The sequence below is a fragment of the Nitratireductor sp. L15S-10 genome (genome assembly GCF_045011005.1).
Taxonomy (GTDB): Bacteria; Pseudomonadota; Alphaproteobacteria; order Rhizobiales; family Rhizobiaceae; genus Nitratireductor.
This window is the reverse complement of the sequence record NZ_CP120674.1, coordinates 2,340,179-2,359,686: the sequence shown is the minus strand read 5'-3', so window position 1 is coordinate 2,359,686 and position 19,508 is coordinate 2,340,179. Positions and strand designations below refer to the sequence as shown.

The window sequence follows — 19,508 nt, the reverse complement described above, 5'->3', positions numbered from 1 at the left end:
TCTAAAGCCGACCGGTAACGGCGATAAATCGATGGTCAGGCCCTTCAAAGCCCACTTTGCGCATGGCAATCATCACTGCGAAGACCGGTGTGCCACCGTCCGGATAGAAGGTCTGGATGCCGCTGATTGCATAACCGAGAGGGCAACCGCGGCTCTGTGGGATCGCACTGTCTTCATGCACAAGCACGGTTTCAGCCCCGGCCTCTGTGGCAATGCGGGTGAGGCGGAAGCCGGCCGGTTCGCCAAAACCATAACATTCTGCTCCGTCCGGCATGGGCAGTTCAGCCAGGCGGAATTCAAGAGGGCTGTCGATGGCGGGAAAAACCGGACGCGGATTGACGGCCATCCGGAAAGGATCTGCGGATTGCTCCGTCACGGCGTTCCAACCCGCAGTGAAACCACGATTTTCAGCAAGTATGGTGTCGGCAATGACGGATTGAGCCTGCGTTCTTGCCAGAGCGCGTGCATCGGAAATGCCAGCACCATCCTGCTCAAGGGTCACGCGGATGGGTGTGCCGGGGAGGAAACTGTCATTGGCGGTGTCGATGTAATAGCGATTTGCGTAGGGGAAGCCGGATCCGTCCTGAATGCCGAATTCCTCGAAGGCGAATGTGGCACCGTCCGCTGAAAAGCCGAGGACCTCGACCGAGGCCGTATCTCCCGCATGAGCCGAAGATGAGGTGGCAAGAAGTGTGGCGGCGCACAGTGCCATGAGAAAGTGCTTCATGATGAAATTCCTTTCGGCTGAATGCTGGTCTCACTGCCCTACGACAGATTTTTCCGCCCAAGTGGGAAATATATCACTTTTGTCCGGTTTCGCCGCGAAAACGCCCCTGGCAATGGCTCGTGCCATAGTTGCGGCGGCAGCGGCGTTGAGATCGATCACGGCTTCAAGGTCAAGGGGCGTTTCGCTGCGGCCGGTCGATAGCGCAAAGACAAGGTCACCGTCGACCGGTGTGTGCGCCGGCCAGATGGCGCGCGCGAAACCGTCATGAGCAGCGATGGCGAGACGTTTTGCGGCAGGTTTGTCGAGCTTTGCATCGGTGGCGATGACTGCAATGGTTGTATTGCCGCGCGCCGCCGTGCGCATCTTGGTGGTGACGGCGGAAGCATCCGCCGGCATTGGATGAGGCAGGCCGAGACCGCCAAACTCGTCATCGAGTTCAAAGGGGGCGGCCCAGAAGTGCGGTGTGTCGCCCACGGTGACGGAGCCCACCGCATTCACGGCAACGAGCGCACCGACAGTGATGCCATTTTCAAGCAAGGTGGAAGCAGAGCCGAGGCCGCCTTTAAGCGTGGCCGTGGTTGCGCCGGTGCCAGCACCAGCCGTGCCAATCTCGAAATCCCGTGATGCGGCCATGGCGGCCGAAAAGCCGAAATCCCGGTAGGGGGAGAAACGACCCCAGTCCTTGTCGCCACCATTCGGCAGGTCGAAGAGGATGGCGCCGGGCACGATGGGCACGCGAAAACCCAGAATTTCAAAACCCCGGCCCATCTCGCGCAGCGCCGCCTGAACGCCTGCCGCCGCATCGATGCCGAAGGCCGAACCGCCCGACAGTGTGATGGCGTCCACCCCGTCGACCAGGTTATGCGGCTCCAGCGCATCGGTTTCGCGTGTCCCCGGTGCGCCGCCAAGAACCTGAACACCTGCCGTCGCAGGTGTTTCGCACAAAATTGTCGTGACACCGGATTTGACGCGCTGGTCGGTGTGATTGCCGACCGTGAGCCCCGCCACATCGGTGATCAGGTTGCGGGGCCCCTTGCGCCACATCACTCAACCTCCTCAAACGTCTGCCCGTCAAAGAGGAACAGCCGGTAAAGGGGTTGCTCCAGATCGCCCTTCTCATCGAAGGAATAAGGTCCGAGCGCTGTCTGGAACGTGCCGGACTGGAGTGCCTGGACGATGGGGCCGGACCCGGCACGAAGCGCGGCGACGGCAAGTTCGGTGGCTGCAAAGGCAGGCAAAACGTATCCGTCGGGAACGATGCCTGCATCATCGAGGGCGCTTCTGGCGGTCTCGGTGGCAATATCGGCCCACCGCGGCAGACCAATCATCAGCGTTCCCTCCGCAAGCGGTATGGCGCTTTCCTCCGCGCGCAACGCTTCGCCGCCGGCAATGACCAGATCGTACTCCATGCCCGCTGCGTCGCGAGCCAGAATGGCAATATCGCTGCGATCACCACCCACGAATACATGGGTCGCGCCCGAGCGTTTCAGGCGGCCGGCCAGTGCGATCTGGTTGTCGAGCTGCGGGCGGAACGTATCGAGGAAGACGGGCTTGAGTTCCTGCAGCTCGGCAGTGGCGCGCAGGTTTTCCGCCAGTTCGCGCCCATAGATCGTCCCATCGTCCACAATGGCAAAGAAGGCATCACGCCAGCGGGGCAGGAGTAGGCGAGCTACAGCATCGCGCTCCGCATCAGCTCGCGGTGCCGTACGAAAAATCGGCCAGCCTGTGCGCTCGCGCTGATCGGTCAGGGCTGAGGTGCGCACCCCGGGCGTTATGACGGGAATGCCGGCTTCCGCCAGGAGAGGGAGAGCTGCGTCGATGGCGTCTGTACACAGAAAGCCCACCACCACTGACACTTTCTGATCGATGAGTGAGCGGGCCGCGGCCTGCCCACCTTCAGTGCTGCACTGCGTATCGGCTTCAACGATCTGCGCACCGGTGGACTGAGCCGCCACACGCGCTCCGTCACGCATCTGCTGTCCAAGCAGCTCAAAATTCTCGGTCAATGGCGCGGCCAGCCCCACGAGCGGCTCCTGCGCATGGGCGGCAGGCTGACTGAAGGCAGCGAGGCTGCAAAAGATGAAAATGGCGAAGCGACGCATATCGTGGTTCAGTTACCCGTTTGACGGTCACGCAGTAGCATGGGAATCAGCCCGCCGGCATCAGAACTTAACCGCAAAGCTGCTGAACTGGTAAATAACTGTGTCATAAAGCACTTCTGGTAATAGTCTCGTGCCTGAAGTGTTCGGCTGGCGTACCGCTTTTTCTGCTTTTTGCACTGTCGGGTATCGGTGCGCCTTGGTATGGCTCTCCACCGACCCTATATCGCGCATGAGAGTTGAAAAGAGTTGACTGTGCTTAAGACCAACGAGATCGAGCCACGCCACTATCGCGATGCCATGGCACGTTTTGCCGGCGCCGTTCATGTGGTCACCACCGATGGGCCGGCTGGCAGGCGCGGCGTGACGGCCATTGCAGCCTGTTCGGTTTCCGACAATCCACCCACGGTGCTGGTTTGCCTCAATCGCGAAAACCCGAACAATGACAGCTTTGTGAAGAATGGTGTGTTCGCACTCAACACATTGACGGCGGACCATCAGGATCTCTCCAACGCATTCTCTGGACTAACCGGGCTTTCGCCCGAAGATCGCTTTGCTCTTGCGAATTGGGAAACGATCGCCACCGGCGCGCCCACACTTCCCGACGCGCTGGCTGTTTTCGACTGCCACGTGGTCGAGACCGTGGAACTGGGCACGCACCGGGTCTATTTCGGCCGGGTTGCCGGTCTCAGCATCGGCGAAAAATCCAGCCCGCTCCTCTATCATGAACGCGGCTACCGGGTATTGTAGCTTCTCGATCCTGAGCTCCATCCGGGAAACACTTTGGGGGAATGATGGCCCAATCGAGCACCCGCGGCCTGCCGCAATCCATCGATGAAACACTGGCGCTTCTGACCGAGGGCGGCTATGTGGCCGACCGCTCGCTTGCCACCGTGCTTTTTCTCAGCCTGACCATGCAGCGGCCGCTGTTTCTGGAAGGCGAGGCGGGTGTCGGCAAGACAGAGATCGCCAAGGTGCTTGCCGACCGGCTCGGCCGTAAACTCATCCGGCTGCAATGTTATGAGGGTCTCGACGTCTCCTCCGCCGTCTATGAGTGGAACTACGCCGCGCAGATGATCGAGATCCGCATGGCCGAGGCATCGGGCATTGATGACCGCGCGGAAATGGAAAGCGGTGTTTTTTCTGAAAAATACCTGATCCGGCGTCCAGTTCTGGAAGCGCTGGAGAGCAGCACCGGCGGACCGCCGGTCTTTCTGATCGATGAGCTTGACCGGGCCGACGAGGCATTCGAGGCTTATCTTCTGGAAGTGCTATCCGACTTTCAGGTGAGCGTGCCGGAGCTTGGCACGATCAGGGCTGCAGAACCGCCCATTGTCGTGATCACCACCAACCGAACACGCGAAATCCACGACGCGCTGAAACGGCGCTGCCTATACCACTGGGTCGATTACCCGGACGCGCAGCGCGAGCTCGATATTCTTGCCCGCAAGGTGCCGAACGCCAATGCGACGCTCGCAAAACAGGTCGTGGTGTTCGTTCAGAAATTGCGTGAGCTCGATCTCTTCAAGGCCCCCGGCGTTGCCGAAACGATCGACTGGGCCACAGCGCTGACCGCGCTGGGCAAGGAGGCGCTCGATGCCGAAACCGTGTCCGACACAATGGGCGTTCTCCTGAAATACCAGGACGATATTGCACGGATGGAGGAGGGCGAGGGCGTGCGGGTTCTGGAAGAGGTGAGGGTCGGCTGAATGGCCGCCGCCCCGGCAATGCCCAAAGACGCCCTGCCAGAACCCGAGGGCGCGCGGCTTGCAAACCGCATTGTCGGCTTTGCCCGGATGCTGCGCCGCGCCGGTCTCAGGATCGGGCCTGCGTCAGTGATGGATGCGGTGCGCGCCGTGCTTTCGGTCGGCATTGAGAACCGCTCCGATTTCTACTGGACGCTGCATTCGACCATGATTTCACGGCGCGAGGACCACGCAGTGTTCGATGCCGTGTTCCGTCTTTACTGGGCCCGTCGCGAGGATCGCGACGATGCGGACGGCGGCGAGGATGGCGAGGAGGCGGAAGTGCTGCGCGAGAAAAAGCGCGCCGGCGACCGCCGTGCGGAAGATGCGCTCGAAGAGGAACGGCGCGCGATCATCAGGAAACGCCCGGAATTCGAGCTGGATGCGCGCCTTTCCTTTACGGCGATGGAGGTGCTGCGCGGCAAGGATTTCGCGCAGATGTCGGCTGCGGAGCTGGCGGAGGCCCGCCTTGCGATGCGCGACCTTGCCCTGCCGTTCGACAGGATAGCGACGCGCCGCTTCAGACCCGATCCCCATGGCGTGCGGATCGACCCTCACGCCATGCTGCGGTCGAGCCTGCGCACGGGCGGGGACCTGATCCTTCCGAAATTCCGCTCACCGCGTGAGACCGCCCCACCGCTGGTGGCGCTGGTCGATATTTCGGGCTCGATGAGCCAGTATTCGCGTGTTTTCCTGCATTTTTTGCATGCGCTGACGGAGAAGCGCAGGCGCGTTCACAGTTTCACCTTCGGCACGCGTCTGACCAACATCACGCGTGCGCTTAGCCGGCGTGATCCCGACGAAGCGATGCACGAGGCGTCAGACACCGTGCGCGACTGGTCGGGTGGCACACGGATCGGCACGGCGCTCGGTGACTTCAACCGCCTCTGGTCGCGCCGGGTTCTGGGGCAGGGCGCCATCGTGCTTTTGATCACGGACGGACTGGAGCGCGACCATATCGAGGTTCTGTCACGCGAGATGGAGCGGCTTTCGAAATCCTGCCGGCGGTTGATCTGGCTGAACCCCTTGCTCGGGTTTGACGGGTTCGAGCCGCGCGCACGCGGCATGCGGGCCATGCTGCCATATGTGGATGAGCTGCGCGCGGTGCACACGCTCGACGCGCTTGGTGATCTCGTGGCCGCGCTGACGGCACCGACAAGCAGCGGGGACTTGGCACGGCACTTCCAGCGTGCCCATATGAAAGGCGGGAGAAACGCCAATGTCTGATCTTGTTGAAAGAGACCATGCGCGCGATCCGCTGATGATCGCGGAGGAATGGATGAAGGCCGGCCGCGATGTGGTGATTGCCACCGTGGTTGAAACCTGGGGATCTGCGCCGCGTCCGGTTGGCAGCCATCTCGTGATCGACGCGGACGGCAGTTTCGAGGGCTCGGTTTCGGGCGGCTGTGTGGAAGGCGCGGTGATCGCAGAAGCTGCAGATGTGCTTGCCGAGGGCAAGGCGCGCATGCTGGAATTCGGTGTCGCCGACGAGGCCGCCTGGGAGGTGGGCCTTTCCTGCGGCGGACGCATCAGGGTTTATGTGGAGAGGCTTGGCTAGTGGATCCGCATTCGCTGAAGAAGCTGAACGCGCTGCGGCGCGACCGCAGGGCCGCGATCCTGTTGACGGATCTGGGCGACGGACGAGACCGGGTGATCTGCGAGGGCGATGCGGTGGCGGGAGCCCTGGGTGAGGCCGTGGCGCGCGTCTTCCGTTCCGGAAAATCTGGTGTGGCGGAGGTCGACGGTCGGAATTTTTTCCTCAACGTGCATCTGCCCGCGCCGCGTCTCGTGGTGATTGGCGCGGTGCATATCAGCCAGGCGCTGGCGCCGATGGCGAAGATTGCCGGGTTTGACCTGACGATCATCGACCCGCGCACGGCCTTTGCCTCGCCGGAGCGGTTTCCCGGTGTGGCGCTACACGCCGAATGGCCGGATGAAGCGCTGGCGCGCCAGCCGCTCGATGCCTATACGGCACTGGCAGCTCTCACCCATGACCCGAAAATCGACGATCCGGCCTTGAAGGCAGCCTTCGAGGCGAAGTGTTTTTACATCGGTGCGCTGGGAAGCCGGAAGACCCATGCCAGGCGTGTGGAGCGTTTGATGGATACGGGCGTCGCCAGCGCCGCGCTGGAGCGGATCGATGCGCCCATCGGCCTCGATATCGGAGCAGCGACGCCGGCCGAGATCGCCGTGGCGGTGCTCGGCGCGGTTATCAGGGCGCTGAGGACGCGCGGATTTGATGGCGGGGACCTCCCGTCGTGAAGTTTGGGCCGCTCGCCATCAAGGACGCCGAAGGGGCGGTGCTTGCGCATTCGACGCTGGCCGGCGGCACGCGCCTGCGCAAGGCGCACCGGCTGACGGCAGAAGACGTTGCACTTTTGCGGGCGGAAGGTGTTTCGACCGTGATTGCGGCCAAGCTCGAACCTGACGATCTGGACGAGGATCAGGCGGCAGAACGGCTGGCGAAACGGCTTGCCGTTGACGGAATTGCCGTGCGGCCTCCCTCCACGGGGCGGGTGAACTTTTATGCTGAAAAGGCAGGTCTCTTCATCGTCGACAAGGAGGCTGTGGACCGGCTGAACGCCGTTGACCCGGCCATCACGCTTGCCACGCTGCCAGATTACAGCCCGGTGACCGAAGGGCAGATGGTGGCGACGGTGAAGATCATCCCCTTTGCCGTCCCTGCTCGCAGGGTGAGCGAGGCGGTGGACGAGATCCGTGAGGACGTGTTTCGCGTTGCACCGTTCCGGCCGCATTCGGTTGGCGTGGTGCAGACGGCGCTGCCGGGCCTGAAAGACAGCGTTCTCGACAAAACGGCGCGGATCACTGGTGAGCGGCTGGCGCGTTCGGGGAGCCATGTCACGCGCGAGCTGCGGCCTGCACATGAGGCCGACGCCGTCGCGCGCGCCATCACGGCGCTCAAGGATGAAAGCGACATGCTGCTCGTTTTCGGCGCATCGGCCGTGTGTGACGCGGACGACGTGATCCCGGCTGCGATCCACAAAGCCGGCGGGACTGTGGAGCGGGTCGGCATGCCGGTTGATCCGGGTAATCTTCTGGTGATTGGCACCATTGATGGCAAGCCGGTGATCGGCGCGCCCGGGTGCGCGCGCAGCCCGAAAACGAATGGTTTCGACTGGGTACTCGATCGGCTGATGGCCGGGATCGCCGTTTTATCGTCAGATATTGCCGGGATGGGGGTCGGCGGGCTGCTCGCCGAAATTCCGACGCGGCCTCAGCCGCGCGAAGGAAAAGCCCCGTCGCGCGAGTTGGCTGTGTGGGGCGTGCTTCTGGCGGCTGGACAGTCGCGGCGGATGGGAGCCCACAACAAGCTCCTCGCCAGTTTCGATGACGTGCCGCTGGTGCGCCGGACTGGAGCCGAACTTGCGAAGGCCCACATCAAAGGGGCTGTGGCCGTGCTCGGGCATGAGGCGGAGCGGGTGAAGACGGCGCTTGACGGACTTGGTCTGGGCGTTGCGATCAACGGAGCCTATCAGGAGGGGCTGTCGACCTCTCTCAAAACCGGCATTTCCGCACTGCCGGAAGAGGCTTCTGGTGCGCTTATCATGCTGGCGGACATGCCGCAGATCGGAAGCGAGGATCTCAACCGGCTCGTGGACGCGTTTGTGAAGGCGGGCGGCAATTCCGTGGTTCGGGCAACCCACAATGGCAAACGCGGCAATCCGGTGATCCTTCCACGCGTGCTCTTTGCCGAAGTGGCGCGGCTTGAAGGCGACACGGGCGCAAGGCATGTGGTGGAACAGGGGCTGGTTTCGGTGATCGATGTGGAGACGGGTGCGGCGGCACATATCGACGTGGACACGCCGGAGGCCCTGGAAAAAGCGGGTGGCGTGTTGAATTAATGAATTTCATTTCCATTACAAACCTCTGTTTTTTCTCCATTTTCGCGTTTTGTGGAGTAACGGCGACGCAGGCTTTCGAACTCGCTGCGCACAAGGACCGGCTCTTTGCCTATCCGGCTTTTCTTGGGACAAGTGATGGCGGCGCCTACCGCGTTGTCGACTACCAGGAAATGCGTGACATCAATGGCCGCGATGCTGTGCCGGAGCGCCGCGTCGAGGGCCGCTATGTCTCCACTGGTGTGCGCAGCGCGCAGCAGGAGCTTTCACTTCGGACAGAAGCCGGGCCGGTTCGATATTTTGCAGTGGGGAAGACCAGGGGCGCGAGCGCCATCGTGATCTATCTGCATGGGCAGGGCGGCAACCGACGGCAGGGTGTGAACGATTTCACCTTCGGCGGCAATTTCAACCGCATCAAGAACCTGATGGTGAAGAGCGGCGGGCTGTATCTGTCGCCTGATGTCGCGGATTTCGAGGCACGTGGGAAACAACAGATCGCGGCGCTCATCTCCCATTACGCGGCCGCTTCGCCGGGCGCGCCCGTGTTTGTCGCATGTGGCTCAATGGGCGGCGTGCAGTGCTGGTGGCTGGCGGAAGATGCATCGATGGTGGATCGGCTAGGCGGGTTGTTGCTGCTCGGCTCCCTGTGGCATGAGGCGTTTCTCAAGAGCCCGGCTTTTGCAGCCCGTGTGCCGGTGTTCTTCGGTCACGGCAGCAATGACCGCGTGTTTCCGGTCGAGCGGCAGGAAGCGTTTTTTAGAAAAATCCTCTCATCGGCAAAGGGTTATCCCGCCCGCTTCGTGCGCTTCGAGACCGGCACACACGGCACGCCGATCCGCATGACCGATTGGCGCGAAACGCTGAACTGGATGCTCGCGCAGCAATGACGCAAGGTTTCAGGGTCCAGTATGATAGTCGAGAATGGTGATGGGATCCTGCTCGCCATCATACGACGCATCAACATCATAGCGGACGAGTGTGAAGGTACCCTCGCGGAATATCCATGTGCCTGACGAAAAGGCGTCGCCGACGCCGCGCCATTTATTGTAACTGGTGAGCGTCAGCGTATCAGCATCATAAGACGAGTTCACAAGCGTATTATCGGCAGTATAGCCAATGGTCCGGATGTCCTCCACCTTCCTCTCGGGATCATCGTCCTCATACTGAACGCTCGTTTCGGGTGTGGCGAATTGCAGTGGGGCAAGTTCGCCGTCCTCACCGGCCAGAATATAGGCGTGTATCTCGTTATATGCGCCGCTCCCGCAATAGAAGCGGAAGAGCCTGGCCTCGTGTTTCGGTGTGTCGAGACTCTCATGCGAATAGTTGAAGGCGATTGTGTAGGATTCTACCTGTTCGTCGCGTCCCTGTTCGAATGCCTGGGGGCAGCTGGCGCCATAAACAGACTTGAAGAGTGCCGTTGCGCTGGCCAAAATGGCGTCGGTTTCATCCGGAGCGCCATCACCGCAACTGGGCGGCAGAACGCTGGCGAGTTCGCCGGTAGCGGGTTTCATTTCCGCCTTTTCGATATGAAGCGGATTGTAAGGTGTTCCCTGGATCAACGGGTTTGACAGGCGCAGCGTATAGCAACCCGCAAAAACCCGTTCGTCGCCACCGCTTGCCCGCGCACGGATTGCCACGGGCAGTGAATAGACAATGCTGCCGGCAGCGCCCTCGGAGGTGGCTGTTCCCATTGCAAGCTCGACATGTTCCGTGTCGGCATAGCCTTGTTGATAGGCTTCGAGCGTATCGGCGGGCGGCGTTGCGAAATAGTCGTAGGCGCGGGCGTATTCCTTGCGGTTGACCGCGTTGTAGAGTGATCTCAACAGGGCCTGCGGCGTCGAACGGTCGTCCAGATAGGGTTCGTCCTGTGCAGTGACTGGCGTTTGCAATGCAACAAGGAATGCGACGGTGGCGAAAGCAGGTTTCATCAGGGCCTCCTCGGCTCGAAACGGCTTGAAGGGTAACGCGGGAAACATCGATTCGCACAGATAGTAGCGTTTGAAGATTGCCCACATTGTGATCACCTTCAGGGGCGGGTCGTGCATTTTGTGCCTGTTTCAAATAGAGTGGAGCAGAGATGCATTTTCTTAACCGCCCGCCGCTAAGGGTGCGCCTGGTGCGGATTGGATGATTGGAGCTCTTGCACCGGCGGGAGATGCGACATGGCCATCGGGAGAGGCCGCGATTTTGCGGCATTGCTTGATGAACTGATCAGTGAAGACAATGAGTATGCGGGCGGTGTGCCTGCGAGCCTCAATTCTCTCGACTATCTTTCCGTGGCGGAGGAACTCCACTCAGGCCGCATCAACTTTACCGACCGGCGCGCGCAGGTGGAGTATGACGAGCACCAGTCGGCGGGGCCGGTCGAGCCAGACACCAAGATTGTAGAACCGCCCCCGGCTCCACCGCTGACCACCGACCCCGACGATATTGCGCGTGAACTCGGTCTGAGCCAGGCCATCGAGCCGAAACTCCTTGATCGGTTGCGGCGGGAATTCGCCTTTCGCAATCACCCCGACCGTGTGCCTGCTCATCTGCGGGCGAATGCCATGATGCGCATGCAGGTGGCGAATATGCTGATCGACGAAGCCAAACGCGGAAAATTCAAGCCGCGCGGGGCTGGTGAAGCCAGGGCATGAGGCGCTCGCGCCTCAGCCAGCGCACATAAAGCAGCACCGAAACGATGGCGAGGCCGCTTACGAGGCCGATCCAGATGCCGGGCCCGTCCATGCCGAGGACAAAGGCAAGGACCACGCTCGACGTCATGCCAAGCCCCCAATAGCCGAACAGCGAATAGATCATCGGCACTTTTGTGTCGTGCAGCCCACGCAGCATGCCGGCAGCAACCGCCTGCGCCCCATCAAATATCTGGAACAGGCCGGCAAAAGCCAGGAAGGTGACGGCAAGGGCGATGACGTCGGCATTTTCGGCCAGGTCTAGATCGATGAAAGCGCCGATCAATGGCCCTGGAAGCGTGACCATGATGACGGCCATCAGCGCCATGAACCCAACCCCCATGACGAAAGCGGTCCAGCCGGCGCGGGTTATCGCGTCCCGGTTCTGCGCGCCGAACGCACGACCAACGCGGACGGTTGCCGCCTGCGCAAGCCCCATGGGCACCATGAATGTGATGGAGGAAATCTGGATGGCAATGGCGTGGGCGGCCAATGCAGGCGCACTGATCAGCCCCATCAGAAGGGCCGCGGCATTGAAGATCGTGACCTCGAACGTCATCGCTCCGGCAATTGGCAGACCGAGGCGGATCAGCTCGAAGAAGCGCGGCCAGTCGGAGCGCCAGAAGCGGCCAAAAAGCTGGTAGCGGCGGAACTGGCGTTCGATGGAAACGACCAGTGCGAGACCGAGAAACATCAAAAGACTTGAAAGCGTGGTGGCGATGCCGGATCCGGGCACACCAAGTGCCGGAAAGCCGAGATTGCCGAACATCAGGCACCAGTTGGCCAGCACGTTGAAGGCCACCATGATGAACATGATGGTGAGCGCCCATCCCGGGCGTTCCAGCGCCGAAATGAACGAACGCAGGACGATATAGCCGAAAAAGGGCAGAGCCGCCCATTGAAGCGCACGCACATAGCTGCCAGCCACGGCAGCGAGGTCTGGCTCCTGTCCCATCCACAGAAGGACCCGCTCGGACTGCCAGAGCAGGAGCCAGATCGGAATGGAGACGACGATGGCCAGCCAGAGCCCCTGCCGTACGGTGCGGCGCACGTCGCGCACCGCGTGAAGCTTGCGTCCGAGCGCGCTCGCCATCATGGGGGAGGTGGCAAGCAGCAGGCCGAGGCCGAAGATGAGCGGCGCAAAATAGAGATTATAACCGAGCGTCCCCGCTGCCAGGGCATCCGGTCCCAAACGCCCCATCATCATGACGTCGGTGGTTGTCATGGCGATCTGGGCCAGATTGGTGAGCACCATCGGCCATGAAAGCGCCAGCATCGCCCGCGCTTCGGCGGTCCACGGATTGGCCGGCGCGCGGACGCCGGGAGCGATGGCAGTCATGTCGTTTACCCCTTATGGCGGGCGGAACATTCAACGCCTGCCGGAATCATGCGCGGAAGGAGGATGCCTTCGGCGAAGAATTGCTTTTACCGCTACCAGCCAGACAGGCAAGCCGCTTTCGTTTGGTCCAGCGGCCCTTAACCGCGCCCGCGCCGGGATCTGCGCGTGCCGGTGCCTGCGCCGCTTTCGGATGCCGCCTTGTTGCGCAAGGGGCCGACGCGGGCAACGATCTCCTCGATGCCCGGACGGTTTGCGGGCTTCCTGTGTCCGTCCAGCGCAGTGCGCATGGCCGCCAGATGCTCGAAGGAGGTGCCGCAGCAGCCGCCAATGATCTTCGCGCCGCCATCGACGGCAAGCCGCACATATTCGCTCATCAATTCGGGCGTTCCGGAATAGTGAACCTCGGTGCCTCGGAATTCCGGAATCCCGCAATTGCCCTTGACGACCACTGTGGCGTCCGGCCGCGCTTCCGTCATGTCCAGCAAAGACGCCAGAATGTCGGGCGCGCCGACGCCGCAATTGGCACCGACCGCGAGAGGCGCCTGGGGCAGGTCGTCGACAACGGTGTGAATGTCTTTTGGTGCAAGGCCCATCATGGTGCGGCCGGCTGTGTCGAAGGAGCCGGTATAGGTGTAGGGAAGGCCAACCCGGATCGCGGCTTCCGCCGCCGCGCGGATCTCGTCGGGCGCAGACATGGTTTCGATCCATGCCACTTCCGCGCCGCCTGCCTTGAGACCTTCCATCTGCTCGGTGAAAGCGTCCACCGCCTCCTCATAGGTGAGCGCGCCAAGCGGCACGAGAAGCTCGCCCGTGGGGCCGACGGAGCCCGCCACGATGATGCGGCGTCCGGCCTTTTTGGCGATGCGGCAGGCGATCTCGGCTGCCTTGCGGTTCAATTCGTGGACACGGTCCTGCGCGTTGTGCAGCTTGAGCCGGTGACGCGTGCCGCCAAAGGAATTGGTCAGGATGATGTCGGCGCCGGCATCGACAAAGCCCTGGTGCAGGGCTTCGATCTTCTCAGGCGCATGCTCGTTCCAGAGTTCCGGCGCTTCGCCCGATTCCAGGCCCATGGCGAAAAGGTTTGTGCCTGTCGCGCCATCGGCGAGGAGAACACCCCGTTCCGCAAGCAGCGCGTCGATGGGGTTCGCGAGGGGCTGGGACTGCATGGGCGCGCCTTCCATTCGGGCGAGGCTTCGATATGGGGCAAGGATATAAAGAAATCTTTATATCCGTCAATCCGCGATTCTCATCCAAGCCGAAGGCTTTTGACAAAACCGGCCGCCTCATGGGCATTGATCTCGGCATCGCGGATCAGCCCGTCGAAATGCCGGGTAAGGCGCTGAAGGGAGCCAGTGGAGCTGATCACCAGATACATGCCACCCATATAAAGGGCTGCACGATAGGGGCCGAAGATCGTGTAGGGCGCGGAATAGCGGCGGCGACCATCGAACAGGAACAGACGGAAGGTGGGGTAGAGATCGTCGAGCAGGCGCGCCATGTGGATGACCTGTTCTGCCCGAACCTGCTCGGGCAGGGTGCGCCACACGCCTTCGCCCTTGGCGAACAGCTCCAGGGTCTGCCGGGGCATGCAGACCTCCATGTCGGTCTCGGGCCGGCGGTTATAGTCCACACGATACCGGGCCTCGCTGATCTGCGTGTCGCGGCGCTGCGGCATGGCCTCGGCTTCATAGTGAATGACAGCCTCAGTGCGCAGGAGGTCGGGAATGCCCGAGGGCACGTAGCGGATCTTGGTGCCGACAGCCTCGGCATGCCATTTCGCAAGCATTGTGTCGTCGAACCCGCCCTGAGCCTCGGCGATCTCGAGGCTTTCGCGCAGGTCGCCGGTGATGCCCTCGTCCTGGCTGAGGCCCAGCAGCCAGTCGAGCGACACTTTGTGTTCGGCCGCGATGTTGATGAGCGTCTCGGCGCGCGGGAGGCGGGTGGACGCACCCGAGAGCAACTGGGAGAGGGCGGACCGGTCTATGCCGACGGCCGAAGCAAAGGCCGACTGGTTGAGACCCGAGCGTTGAAGCAGCGTTTTCAGGCGCTCACGGAAAGTGCCCGAGAGATCACGCTTGTCGATGACAGATTTGTCCATCCTGCAGCTCAAACATCTGATGACTTTAGTAAACACTTGATATGATTGGTGCGCATTGTCAACGAATAGTGCGCATTCTCGCATTGCGTGTATTTCCGTCTACTGACAGGATTCTGTCAGCCTCAATCAAGCGCCGCTGTGGCGGGCAATGAAGCCTACCGGGGGTGGCGCGGAATCGGAACAGAATGCGTATGACGACCGTAAGCCGGGGCAAACGCCGCGCGGCAATGGAATGGCCGACCTTTGCCCTGATCATCGCCTGCCATGCTGCCTGGGCGATGGCCGGGTTTGCTCTGTGGCCCGGCTGGCCGCTGGCGGCGCTGGCCCTCCTGACAATGACGATCGCGCTCCAGAGTTCGCTCATGCATGAATGTCTGCACGGGCATCCCACGCGCTCCTCTGCCATCAATGAAGCGTTGGTGTTCCTGCCCATCGGGCTCGTCTATCCTTATCGCCGGTTCAAGGCGCTGCATCTGCGTCATCATGCTGACGAACGGCTGACCGATCCGTTCGAGGATCCGGAGAGCCATTACAGGGCCCTCTGGCAATATCAGGAAATGCCGGTCTGGGCGCAGCGCCTCCTGACAGTCAACAACACGATGATCGGGCGTTTCCTGCTTGGGCCAGCAATCATGAATGCGGGCTTTCTGATTTCGGAATGGAGGCTGATCGGCGAGAATGCGCCCGGTGTGCGAAGGGCCTGGCTGCTGCACGGGGTGGGGCTGGCCGTTGTTCTGCCCATCATTGCCTACGGTTTCGGAATGCCGCTGTGGCTTTATGTTCTCGTGCCGGCCTGGCTCGGACAATCGCTGATTTCGCTGCGCACCTTTGCCGAGCATCAGTGGTCGGAACGACCGGACGGGCGGACCATCATTGTTGAGCGCTCGCCGTTATCGCTCCTGTTCCTCAACAACAATCTGCACCTCGTTCATCACAAGATGCCGAGCGTGCCGTGGTATCGGCTTCCCGCACTCTACCGTGAGCGGCGGGCGGAGTGGCTCGCCATGAATGGCGGTTACAGCTATGCCGGTTACTGGGCGCTTCTGAAGGACTTCGCCTTTCAGGCCAAGGAGCCGGTACCGCATCCGGTCTTGCGGCGCATGCCGGAAGCTTCGCGCGGATTTCGCCCGCGGGCGCATGGGCGCAGGATTGGCGGGCAGGGAACAGTGCCCGTGCCGGCAAGGCCGGTGAAGGAGTGAGCGCTTGCCTTGTGCACTGGCGACGTTGAATAAAAGCGCATGAGTGAATGGATTGCAGCCCTTCCCATGTATGACTGGCCCGAGTGCCGGGATGAAACCGATGCGCAATGGCGAAGCTGGCGCGACGCGCTGCGCGCCCGTGGCATCGATGCGCCAGAAAACCTGACGCGCAGTGGTGACCTGCAGGCACTTTGGCGAAACCCGCATCTGCTTCTGGCGCAGACATGCTGGGGGCCGATGGAGGCGGGGCTGGCCGAGCATGTGTGTGTGATCGGGCAGCCGGATTATTCAGCCTATGAGGGCGGTGAGGGGGCGTATTATTCGAGTGTGATCCTGATGCGGAAGAGCGTGGCTCGCTGTGACGTCGCTGCGCCCGCAGACGGGCGGGCGCATTTACCGCTTGATCTCATGCGGGGAACACGCCTTGCCTATAATGAAGTGCTCTCGCGCTCGGGCTTTCTCGCCCTGATTCAGGATCTGAAAGAGTTCAATGAAACCATTGATCTTTTTGCAGAAACACTTGAAACGGGTGGGCATCGCGCTTCGCTTAAAGCAGTGCGGGACGGGCGGGCGGATGTCTGTGCTGTCGATTGCCGGAGCTGGGCGCTGGCACAGCGTTTCGAACCTGGTGTCGATGGCCTGCGCATCGTCGGCTGGACAGCGCGGCGACTGGGGCTTCCTTATGTCACGAGCCGACGTGCAAGGAATTCTTTGGTTGAGAGAATTAGAGAGTCAGTAAATTTGAATGAATGGCCTTAGTTTTAATTAATATATTCTTTTATAATGGCGCTTTGCAATAATAATATCTACATGTGTACTTTGTAATTATAATTTCGAAAGGGTTTTGAGATGGGAAGTTATGATAAAATATATAATGATATAAAAGATATATTATACAATGAATTCTCAATTTATGTTGATAATATAAATTCCAACTCTATGCTAAATGGAGATATTTTTAATGAAAGATTGGATGTTTTTGAGCTTATCCTAAATGTTGAGAACAATTACCAGATTAGTATCGATGAAAATATTATAACCGATAAGACGACATTTGGCGATCTAGTCAAGATTGTAGAAGCATCACTCTAACTGTTGGCTGGGAGCGAATTTGCGTTCCCATGTGACATTCGTCAGGAAAATCTCGTTAATGCAGGGAGAGAGCAGCCTTTCTCATGCGCGCATTCTTCTGCCCTCGCAATCAAAAAGAGGGGCGACATTGATGCGCGCGGGACAGCGGCGGCCCAGGATCTCGATCTCGAAGAGGCCGGTGGTCTCGTCGTCGGAAAGAGCAGCCGGCACATAACCCTGCGCCATGGATTTTTCGACCGAATGGGCGTATCCGCCGGAGGTCACCCAGCCGACGACGCGCCACGCGCCATCGACCATGCTGGTGCCGGCCTTGGCGATCTTCCTGCCAGCTTCATCGAAGCGGGGCGCGCCATAGCCGTGTGTCGGTTCGACGGTGCCGAAATCCTGATCGCCGACCTTTGCCCAGATCGGCTCGTCGCCCATCACATCGGCGTCTTCGGCCTCGACGATGAAGGAGACACGGCGCAGGCGCGGTCCCTCCTGCTTCTCCTCTATGGCGGCCTCGCGGCCGATGAACTCCCCCTTGTCCAGCTTGACGAAACGCTCCATGCCTCCCTCGAAAGGGCCATAGATCGGGCGCAGTTCGCGGAACCAGGTCGGGAAATTCTTTTCAAGCCGCATCGAGAGCAGCGCGCGCATGCCGAAATCAACAATGTCGAATTCGGCGCCCGAACCCTTGAGCGCCGTATAGACCTGGCGCTGACAGGCCGGCGGCATCCAGATTTCATAGCCGAGATCGCCGGTGTAGGTGAGCCGGTTGACCATGCAGGGCGCGCCGGCGACGGCCATTTCGCGGAAATCCATGAAGCGAAAGGCATCTTTCGAAATATCGATATCGACCAGTTTTTCGAGAACGGCGCGGGATTTCGGTCCTGCAAGCGACAGACCGACAAGGGTCTGGTCGAAGCGATGGACGTGCACCGTGCCGTCGGGCGGCAGGTGCTTTTCGAACCAGCGCATATGGTAGATTTGCGCGGCTGACGAACCCCAGACCATGAAGCGGTCGATGCCGTCTTTCGGACCACGGTTGGCAATGGTGAAATCGCCGATGAGCCTGCCGACTTCGTTGAGCATGGGAGAGAGGACGATGCGGCCGGGCTTCGGCAGGTGATTGGTCATCAGACGGTCGAGGAAGGCCCGCGCACCGGTGCCCGAAATCTCATACTTTGCAAAATTGGCGATCTCGGTGATGCCCACGCGCTCGCGCACGGCGCGCACCTCTTTCCCAACAGGCGCAAAATCATTGGACCGGCGGAAGGAGACGACATCCCTCGGTTCGGTGTCTTTTGGCGCGAACCAGAGGGGTGTTTCCAGTCCCCAGGAATCGCCCATGACCGCATTGTTGTCGCGCACCATGATGTCGTAGAGCGGCGTTGTCTGCGCCGGGCGGGCTGCCGGCAGTTCTTCATTGGGGAAGCGGATGGAAAAGCGGCGGGAATAGTTTTCCCGCACCTTGGCGTTTGTGTAGCGCAGGCTTGCCCATTCGCCAAAACGGGCGACATCCATGCCCCATACGTCGAAGCCCGGATCGCCATCGACCATCCAGTTGGCAAGTGCAAGCCCGACCCCGCCACCCTGGCTGAAACCCGCCATGACAGCGCAGGCGACCCAGTAATTGGTGAGACCCTGAACCGGGCCGACAAGCGGGTTGCCATCGGGGGCGAAGGTGAAAGGGCCGTTGATCACCTGCTTGATGCCGGCGTTTTCCAGCGCCGGAAAATGGCGAAAGCCCACTTCAAGCGACGGAGCGATGCGGTCGATATCCGGCTCCAGAAGCTCATGGCCAAAATCCCACGGTGTCTCGAGCGGCGACCACGGCTTCGCCGCCTTCTCATAGGTGCCAAGCAGAATGCCATTGCGTTCCTGACGCGTGTAGATCTCGCCCTTGAAATCGATCACACCGATCATCTCGCGGCCGGTTTCGCGGTTGAAAGCCTCCACTTCCGGCATGGGCTCGGTGAGGAGATACATGTGCTCCATGGCCAGAAGCGGCAGTTCCAGGCCCGCCATGCGGCCCACCTCGCGCGCCCAAAGGCCGCCGCAATTGACCACGTGCTCGGTTTCGACCGTGCCTTGCTCGGTGGCAATTTTCCATGTTCCGTCAGAGGTTTGCGTGAGTTCCGTGACTCGGTTTCTAAGCACGATTTCGGCACCGAGTTTCCGCGCGGCTTTCGCATAGGCATGGGTTGTGCCGGAGGGATCGAGATGGCCTTCGACCGGGTCCCACATGGCGCCGACGAAGTGGCGTTCGTCCATGAGGGGGAACATGGATTTGGCTTCAGACGGTGTGATGAGCTCGGTCTCCATGCCGAGATAGCGGCCCTTGGCGTGGGCAAGGCGCAGAAAATCCATGCGCTCTGGCGTGTCGGCCAGCATGACGCCACCGGTCAGGTGCAGGCCGCAGGACTGGCCGGAAAGTTCTTCGATTTCCCGGTAGAGCTGGACCGTATAGGCCTGAAGCTTCGCAACGTTGGGATCGCCATTGAGCGTGTGAAATCCGCCTGCCGCATGCCAGGAAGAGCCGGAGGTCAATTCAGAGCGTTCAATCAGCATGACGTCGCTCCAGCCGGCGCGGGCAAGGTGGTAGAGCACCGAACATCCGACCACGCCACCGCCGATCACAACTGCTTTTGCATGGGATTTCATAAGGTTGCACCTGTTACTGGAATCGGAA

19 protein-coding genes are annotated in these 19,508 nt (G+C 61.0%); 11 read left to right on the top strand and 8 right to left on the bottom strand.

Translation table 11 applies throughout. The annotated features are described in order from the left end of the window. Position 1 precedes the first annotated feature (1 nt). From P2W41_RS11280 to P2W41_RS11270, 3 genes are read right to left on the bottom strand one after another with little or no spacing between them, the layout of a single operon-like run. A complete protein-coding gene (locus P2W41_RS11280) occupies positions 2-727 on the bottom strand; it encodes a DUF2259 domain-containing protein (protein WP_404933190.1) in 726 nt (241 codons plus the stop codon). Positions 728-757: 30 nt separating this feature from the next. Beyond that, positions 758-1,771, bottom strand: coding sequence for a P1 family peptidase (locus tag P2W41_RS11275; RefSeq protein WP_292895206.1), 1,014 nt, complete (start codon positions 1,769-1,771; stop codon positions 758-760). Next, the gene (locus tag P2W41_RS11270; protein WP_404933189.1) at positions 1,771-2,829 is read right to left on the bottom strand and encodes a branched-chain amino acid ABC transporter substrate-binding protein; all 1,059 of its coding nucleotides are present in this window, start codon (positions 2,827-2,829) and stop codon (positions 1,771-1,773) included. Before P2W41_RS11270 ends, P2W41_RS11275 begins: the two co-directional genes overlap by 1 nt. Before the next feature lie 252 nt (positions 2,830-3,081). Between P2W41_RS11270 and P2W41_RS11265 the strand changes: the two genes are divergently transcribed. The 7 genes from P2W41_RS11265 to P2W41_RS11235 are packed head-to-tail and all read left to right on the top strand — an operon-like array spanning position 3,082 to position 9,318. Then, positions 3,082-3,576: a flavin reductase gene (locus P2W41_RS11265; protein WP_292895212.1), complete on the top strand. Its 495-nt coding sequence runs from the start codon at positions 3,082-3,084 to the stop codon at positions 3,574-3,576. Positions 3,577-3,617: 41 nt separating this feature from the next. After that, positions 3,618-4,535 carry an AAA family ATPase gene (locus P2W41_RS11260; protein ID WP_404933188.1) on the top strand — a complete coding sequence of 306 codons (918 nt, stop codon included), beginning with the start codon at positions 3,618-3,620 and terminating at the stop codon, positions 4,533-4,535. Then, positions 4,536-5,798 carry a VWA domain-containing protein gene (locus P2W41_RS11255; RefSeq protein ID WP_292895215.1) on the top strand — a complete coding sequence of 421 codons (1,263 nt, stop codon included), beginning with the start codon at positions 4,536-4,538 and terminating at the stop codon, positions 5,796-5,798. Beyond that, positions 5,791-6,129, top strand: a complete 339-nt coding sequence (locus tag P2W41_RS11250) for an XdhC family protein (protein ID WP_404933187.1) — start codon at positions 5,791-5,793, stop codon at positions 6,127-6,129. The genes P2W41_RS11255 and P2W41_RS11250 overlap by 8 nt, the downstream gene beginning before the upstream one ends. Beyond that, positions 6,129-6,833 (top strand): XdhC family protein, encoded by a 705-nt coding sequence (locus P2W41_RS11245; RefSeq protein WP_404933186.1) that lies wholly within the window; start codon positions 6,129-6,131, stop codon positions 6,831-6,833. Before P2W41_RS11250 ends, P2W41_RS11245 begins: the two co-directional genes overlap by 1 nt. Then, on the top strand, positions 6,830-8,434 hold the full coding sequence (locus P2W41_RS11240) for a molybdopterin-binding/glycosyltransferase family 2 protein (protein WP_404933185.1): 1,605 nt from the start codon (positions 6,830-6,832) through the stop codon (positions 8,432-8,434). Before P2W41_RS11245 ends, P2W41_RS11240 begins: the two co-directional genes overlap by 4 nt. Then, positions 8,434-9,318: an alpha/beta hydrolase gene (locus tag P2W41_RS11235; protein WP_404933184.1), complete on the top strand. Its 885-nt coding sequence runs from the start codon at positions 8,434-8,436 to the stop codon at positions 9,316-9,318. The genes P2W41_RS11240 and P2W41_RS11235 overlap by 1 nt, the downstream gene beginning before the upstream one ends. Before the next feature lie 9 nt (positions 9,319-9,327). Here P2W41_RS11235 and P2W41_RS11230 read toward each other — a convergent pair whose 3' ends face one another. Continuing rightward, complete coding sequence (locus tag P2W41_RS11230) at positions 9,328-10,476, bottom strand: DUF1176 domain-containing protein (RefSeq protein ID WP_404933183.1); 1,149 nt, start codon at positions 10,474-10,476, stop codon at positions 9,328-9,330. A gap of 117 nt (positions 10,477-10,593) precedes the next feature. On the opposite strand from P2W41_RS11230, the gene P2W41_RS11225 reads away from it, so the two are divergent. Continuing rightward, positions 10,594-11,070: a hypothetical protein gene (locus tag P2W41_RS11225; protein ID WP_404933182.1), complete on the top strand. Its 477-nt coding sequence runs from the start codon at positions 10,594-10,596 to the stop codon at positions 11,068-11,070. Here P2W41_RS11225 and P2W41_RS11220 read toward each other — a convergent pair. The 3 genes from P2W41_RS11220 to P2W41_RS11210 form a co-directional block, all read right to left on the bottom strand. Further along, on the bottom strand, positions 11,036-12,445 hold the full coding sequence (locus P2W41_RS11220) for an MATE family efflux transporter (RefSeq protein WP_292895236.1): 1,410 nt from the start codon (positions 12,443-12,445) through the stop codon (positions 11,036-11,038). The genes P2W41_RS11225 and P2W41_RS11220 overlap by 35 nt on opposite strands. Positions 12,446-12,582: 137 nt before the next feature. Beyond that, positions 12,583-13,611 (bottom strand): betaine--homocysteine S-methyltransferase, encoded by a 1,029-nt coding sequence (bmt, locus tag P2W41_RS11215; RefSeq protein ID WP_404933181.1) that lies wholly within the window; start codon positions 13,609-13,611, stop codon positions 12,583-12,585. Positions 13,612-13,691: 80 nt separating this feature from the next. Further along, positions 13,692-14,543, bottom strand: a complete 852-nt coding sequence (locus tag P2W41_RS11210) for a helix-turn-helix domain-containing protein (protein WP_292895242.1) — start codon at positions 14,541-14,543, stop codon at positions 13,692-13,694. A gap of 185 nt (positions 14,544-14,728) precedes the next feature. Here P2W41_RS11210 and P2W41_RS11205 point away from each other — a divergent pair, with 185 nt between their 5' ends. The 3 genes from P2W41_RS11205 to P2W41_RS11195 all read left to right on the top strand — a co-directional run bounded on the left by P2W41_RS11205 (position 14,729) and on the right by P2W41_RS11195 (position 16,834). Then, positions 14,729-15,742, top strand: a complete 1,014-nt coding sequence (locus tag P2W41_RS11205; RefSeq protein WP_404933180.1) for a fatty acid desaturase — start codon at positions 14,729-14,731, stop codon at positions 15,740-15,742. A 39-nt stretch (positions 15,743-15,781) separates the two neighbouring features. Continuing rightward, positions 15,782-16,501 (top strand): phosphate/phosphite/phosphonate ABC transporter substrate-binding protein, encoded by a 720-nt coding sequence (locus P2W41_RS11200; protein WP_404933179.1) that lies wholly within the window; start codon positions 15,782-15,784, stop codon positions 16,499-16,501. A gap of 90 nt (positions 16,502-16,591) precedes the next feature. Further along, the gene (locus P2W41_RS11195) at positions 16,592-16,834 is read left to right on the top strand and encodes a hypothetical protein (RefSeq protein ID WP_404933178.1); all 243 of its coding nucleotides are present in this window, start codon (positions 16,592-16,594) and stop codon (positions 16,832-16,834) included. Positions 16,835-16,915: 81 nt separating this feature from the next. On the opposite strand, the gene P2W41_RS11190 is transcribed toward P2W41_RS11195, so the two are convergent. Further along, positions 16,916-19,480: an FAD-dependent oxidoreductase gene (locus P2W41_RS11190; protein WP_404933177.1), complete on the bottom strand. Its 2,565-nt coding sequence runs from the start codon at positions 19,478-19,480 to the stop codon at positions 16,916-16,918. Positions 19,481-19,508 lie beyond the last annotated feature (28 nt).

Excerpts from the sequence above, each read along its gene's own strand:
- P2W41_RS11280 (WP_404933190.1), bottom strand. The coding sequence starts at position 727 with ATGAAGCACTTTCTCATGGCACTGTGCGCCGCCACACTTCTTGCCACC.
- P2W41_RS11275 (WP_292895206.1), bottom strand. The coding sequence starts at position 1,771 with ATGTGGCGCAAGGGGCCCCGCAACCTGATCACCGATGTGGCGGGGCTC.
- P2W41_RS11270 (WP_404933189.1), bottom strand. The coding sequence starts at position 2,829 with ATGCGTCGCTTCGCCATTTTCATCTTTTGCAGCCTCGCTGCCTTCAGT.
- P2W41_RS11260 (WP_404933188.1), top strand. The coding sequence starts at position 3,618 with ATGATGGCCCAATCGAGCACCCGCGGCCTGCCGCAATCCATCGATGAA.
- P2W41_RS11255 (WP_292895215.1), top strand. The coding sequence starts at position 4,536 with ATGGCCGCCGCCCCGGCAATGCCCAAAGACGCCCTGCCAGAACCCGAG.
- P2W41_RS11250 (WP_404933187.1), top strand. The coding sequence starts at position 5,791 with ATGTCTGATCTTGTTGAAAGAGACCATGCGCGCGATCCGCTGATGATC.
- P2W41_RS11235 (WP_404933184.1), top strand. The coding sequence starts at position 8,434 with ATGAATTTCATTTCCATTACAAACCTCTGTTTTTTCTCCATTTTCGCG.
- P2W41_RS11230 (WP_404933183.1), bottom strand. The coding sequence starts at position 10,476 with ATGCACGACCCGCCCCTGAAGGTGATCACAATGTGGGCAATCTTCAAA.
- P2W41_RS11225 (WP_404933182.1), top strand. The coding sequence starts at position 10,594 with ATGGCCATCGGGAGAGGCCGCGATTTTGCGGCATTGCTTGATGAACTG.
- P2W41_RS11220 (WP_292895236.1), bottom strand. The coding sequence starts at position 12,445 with ATGACTGCCATCGCTCCCGGCGTCCGCGCGCCGGCCAATCCGTGGACC.
- bmt (WP_404933181.1), bottom strand. The coding sequence starts at position 13,611 with ATGCAGTCCCAGCCCCTCGCGAACCCCATCGACGCGCTGCTTGCGGAA.
- P2W41_RS11210 (WP_292895242.1), bottom strand. The coding sequence starts at position 14,543 with ATGGACAAATCTGTCATCGACAAGCGTGATCTCTCGGGCACTTTCCGT.
- P2W41_RS11205 (WP_404933180.1), top strand. The coding sequence starts at position 14,729 with ATGCGTATGACGACCGTAAGCCGGGGCAAACGCCGCGCGGCAATGGAA.
- P2W41_RS11200 (WP_404933179.1), top strand. The coding sequence starts at position 15,782 with ATGAGTGAATGGATTGCAGCCCTTCCCATGTATGACTGGCCCGAGTGC.
- P2W41_RS11195 (WP_404933178.1), top strand. The coding sequence starts at position 16,592 with ATGGGAAGTTATGATAAAATATATAATGATATAAAAGATATATTATAC.
- P2W41_RS11190 (WP_404933177.1), bottom strand. The coding sequence starts at position 19,480 with ATGAAATCCCATGCAAAAGCAGTTGTGATCGGCGGTGGCGTGGTCGGA.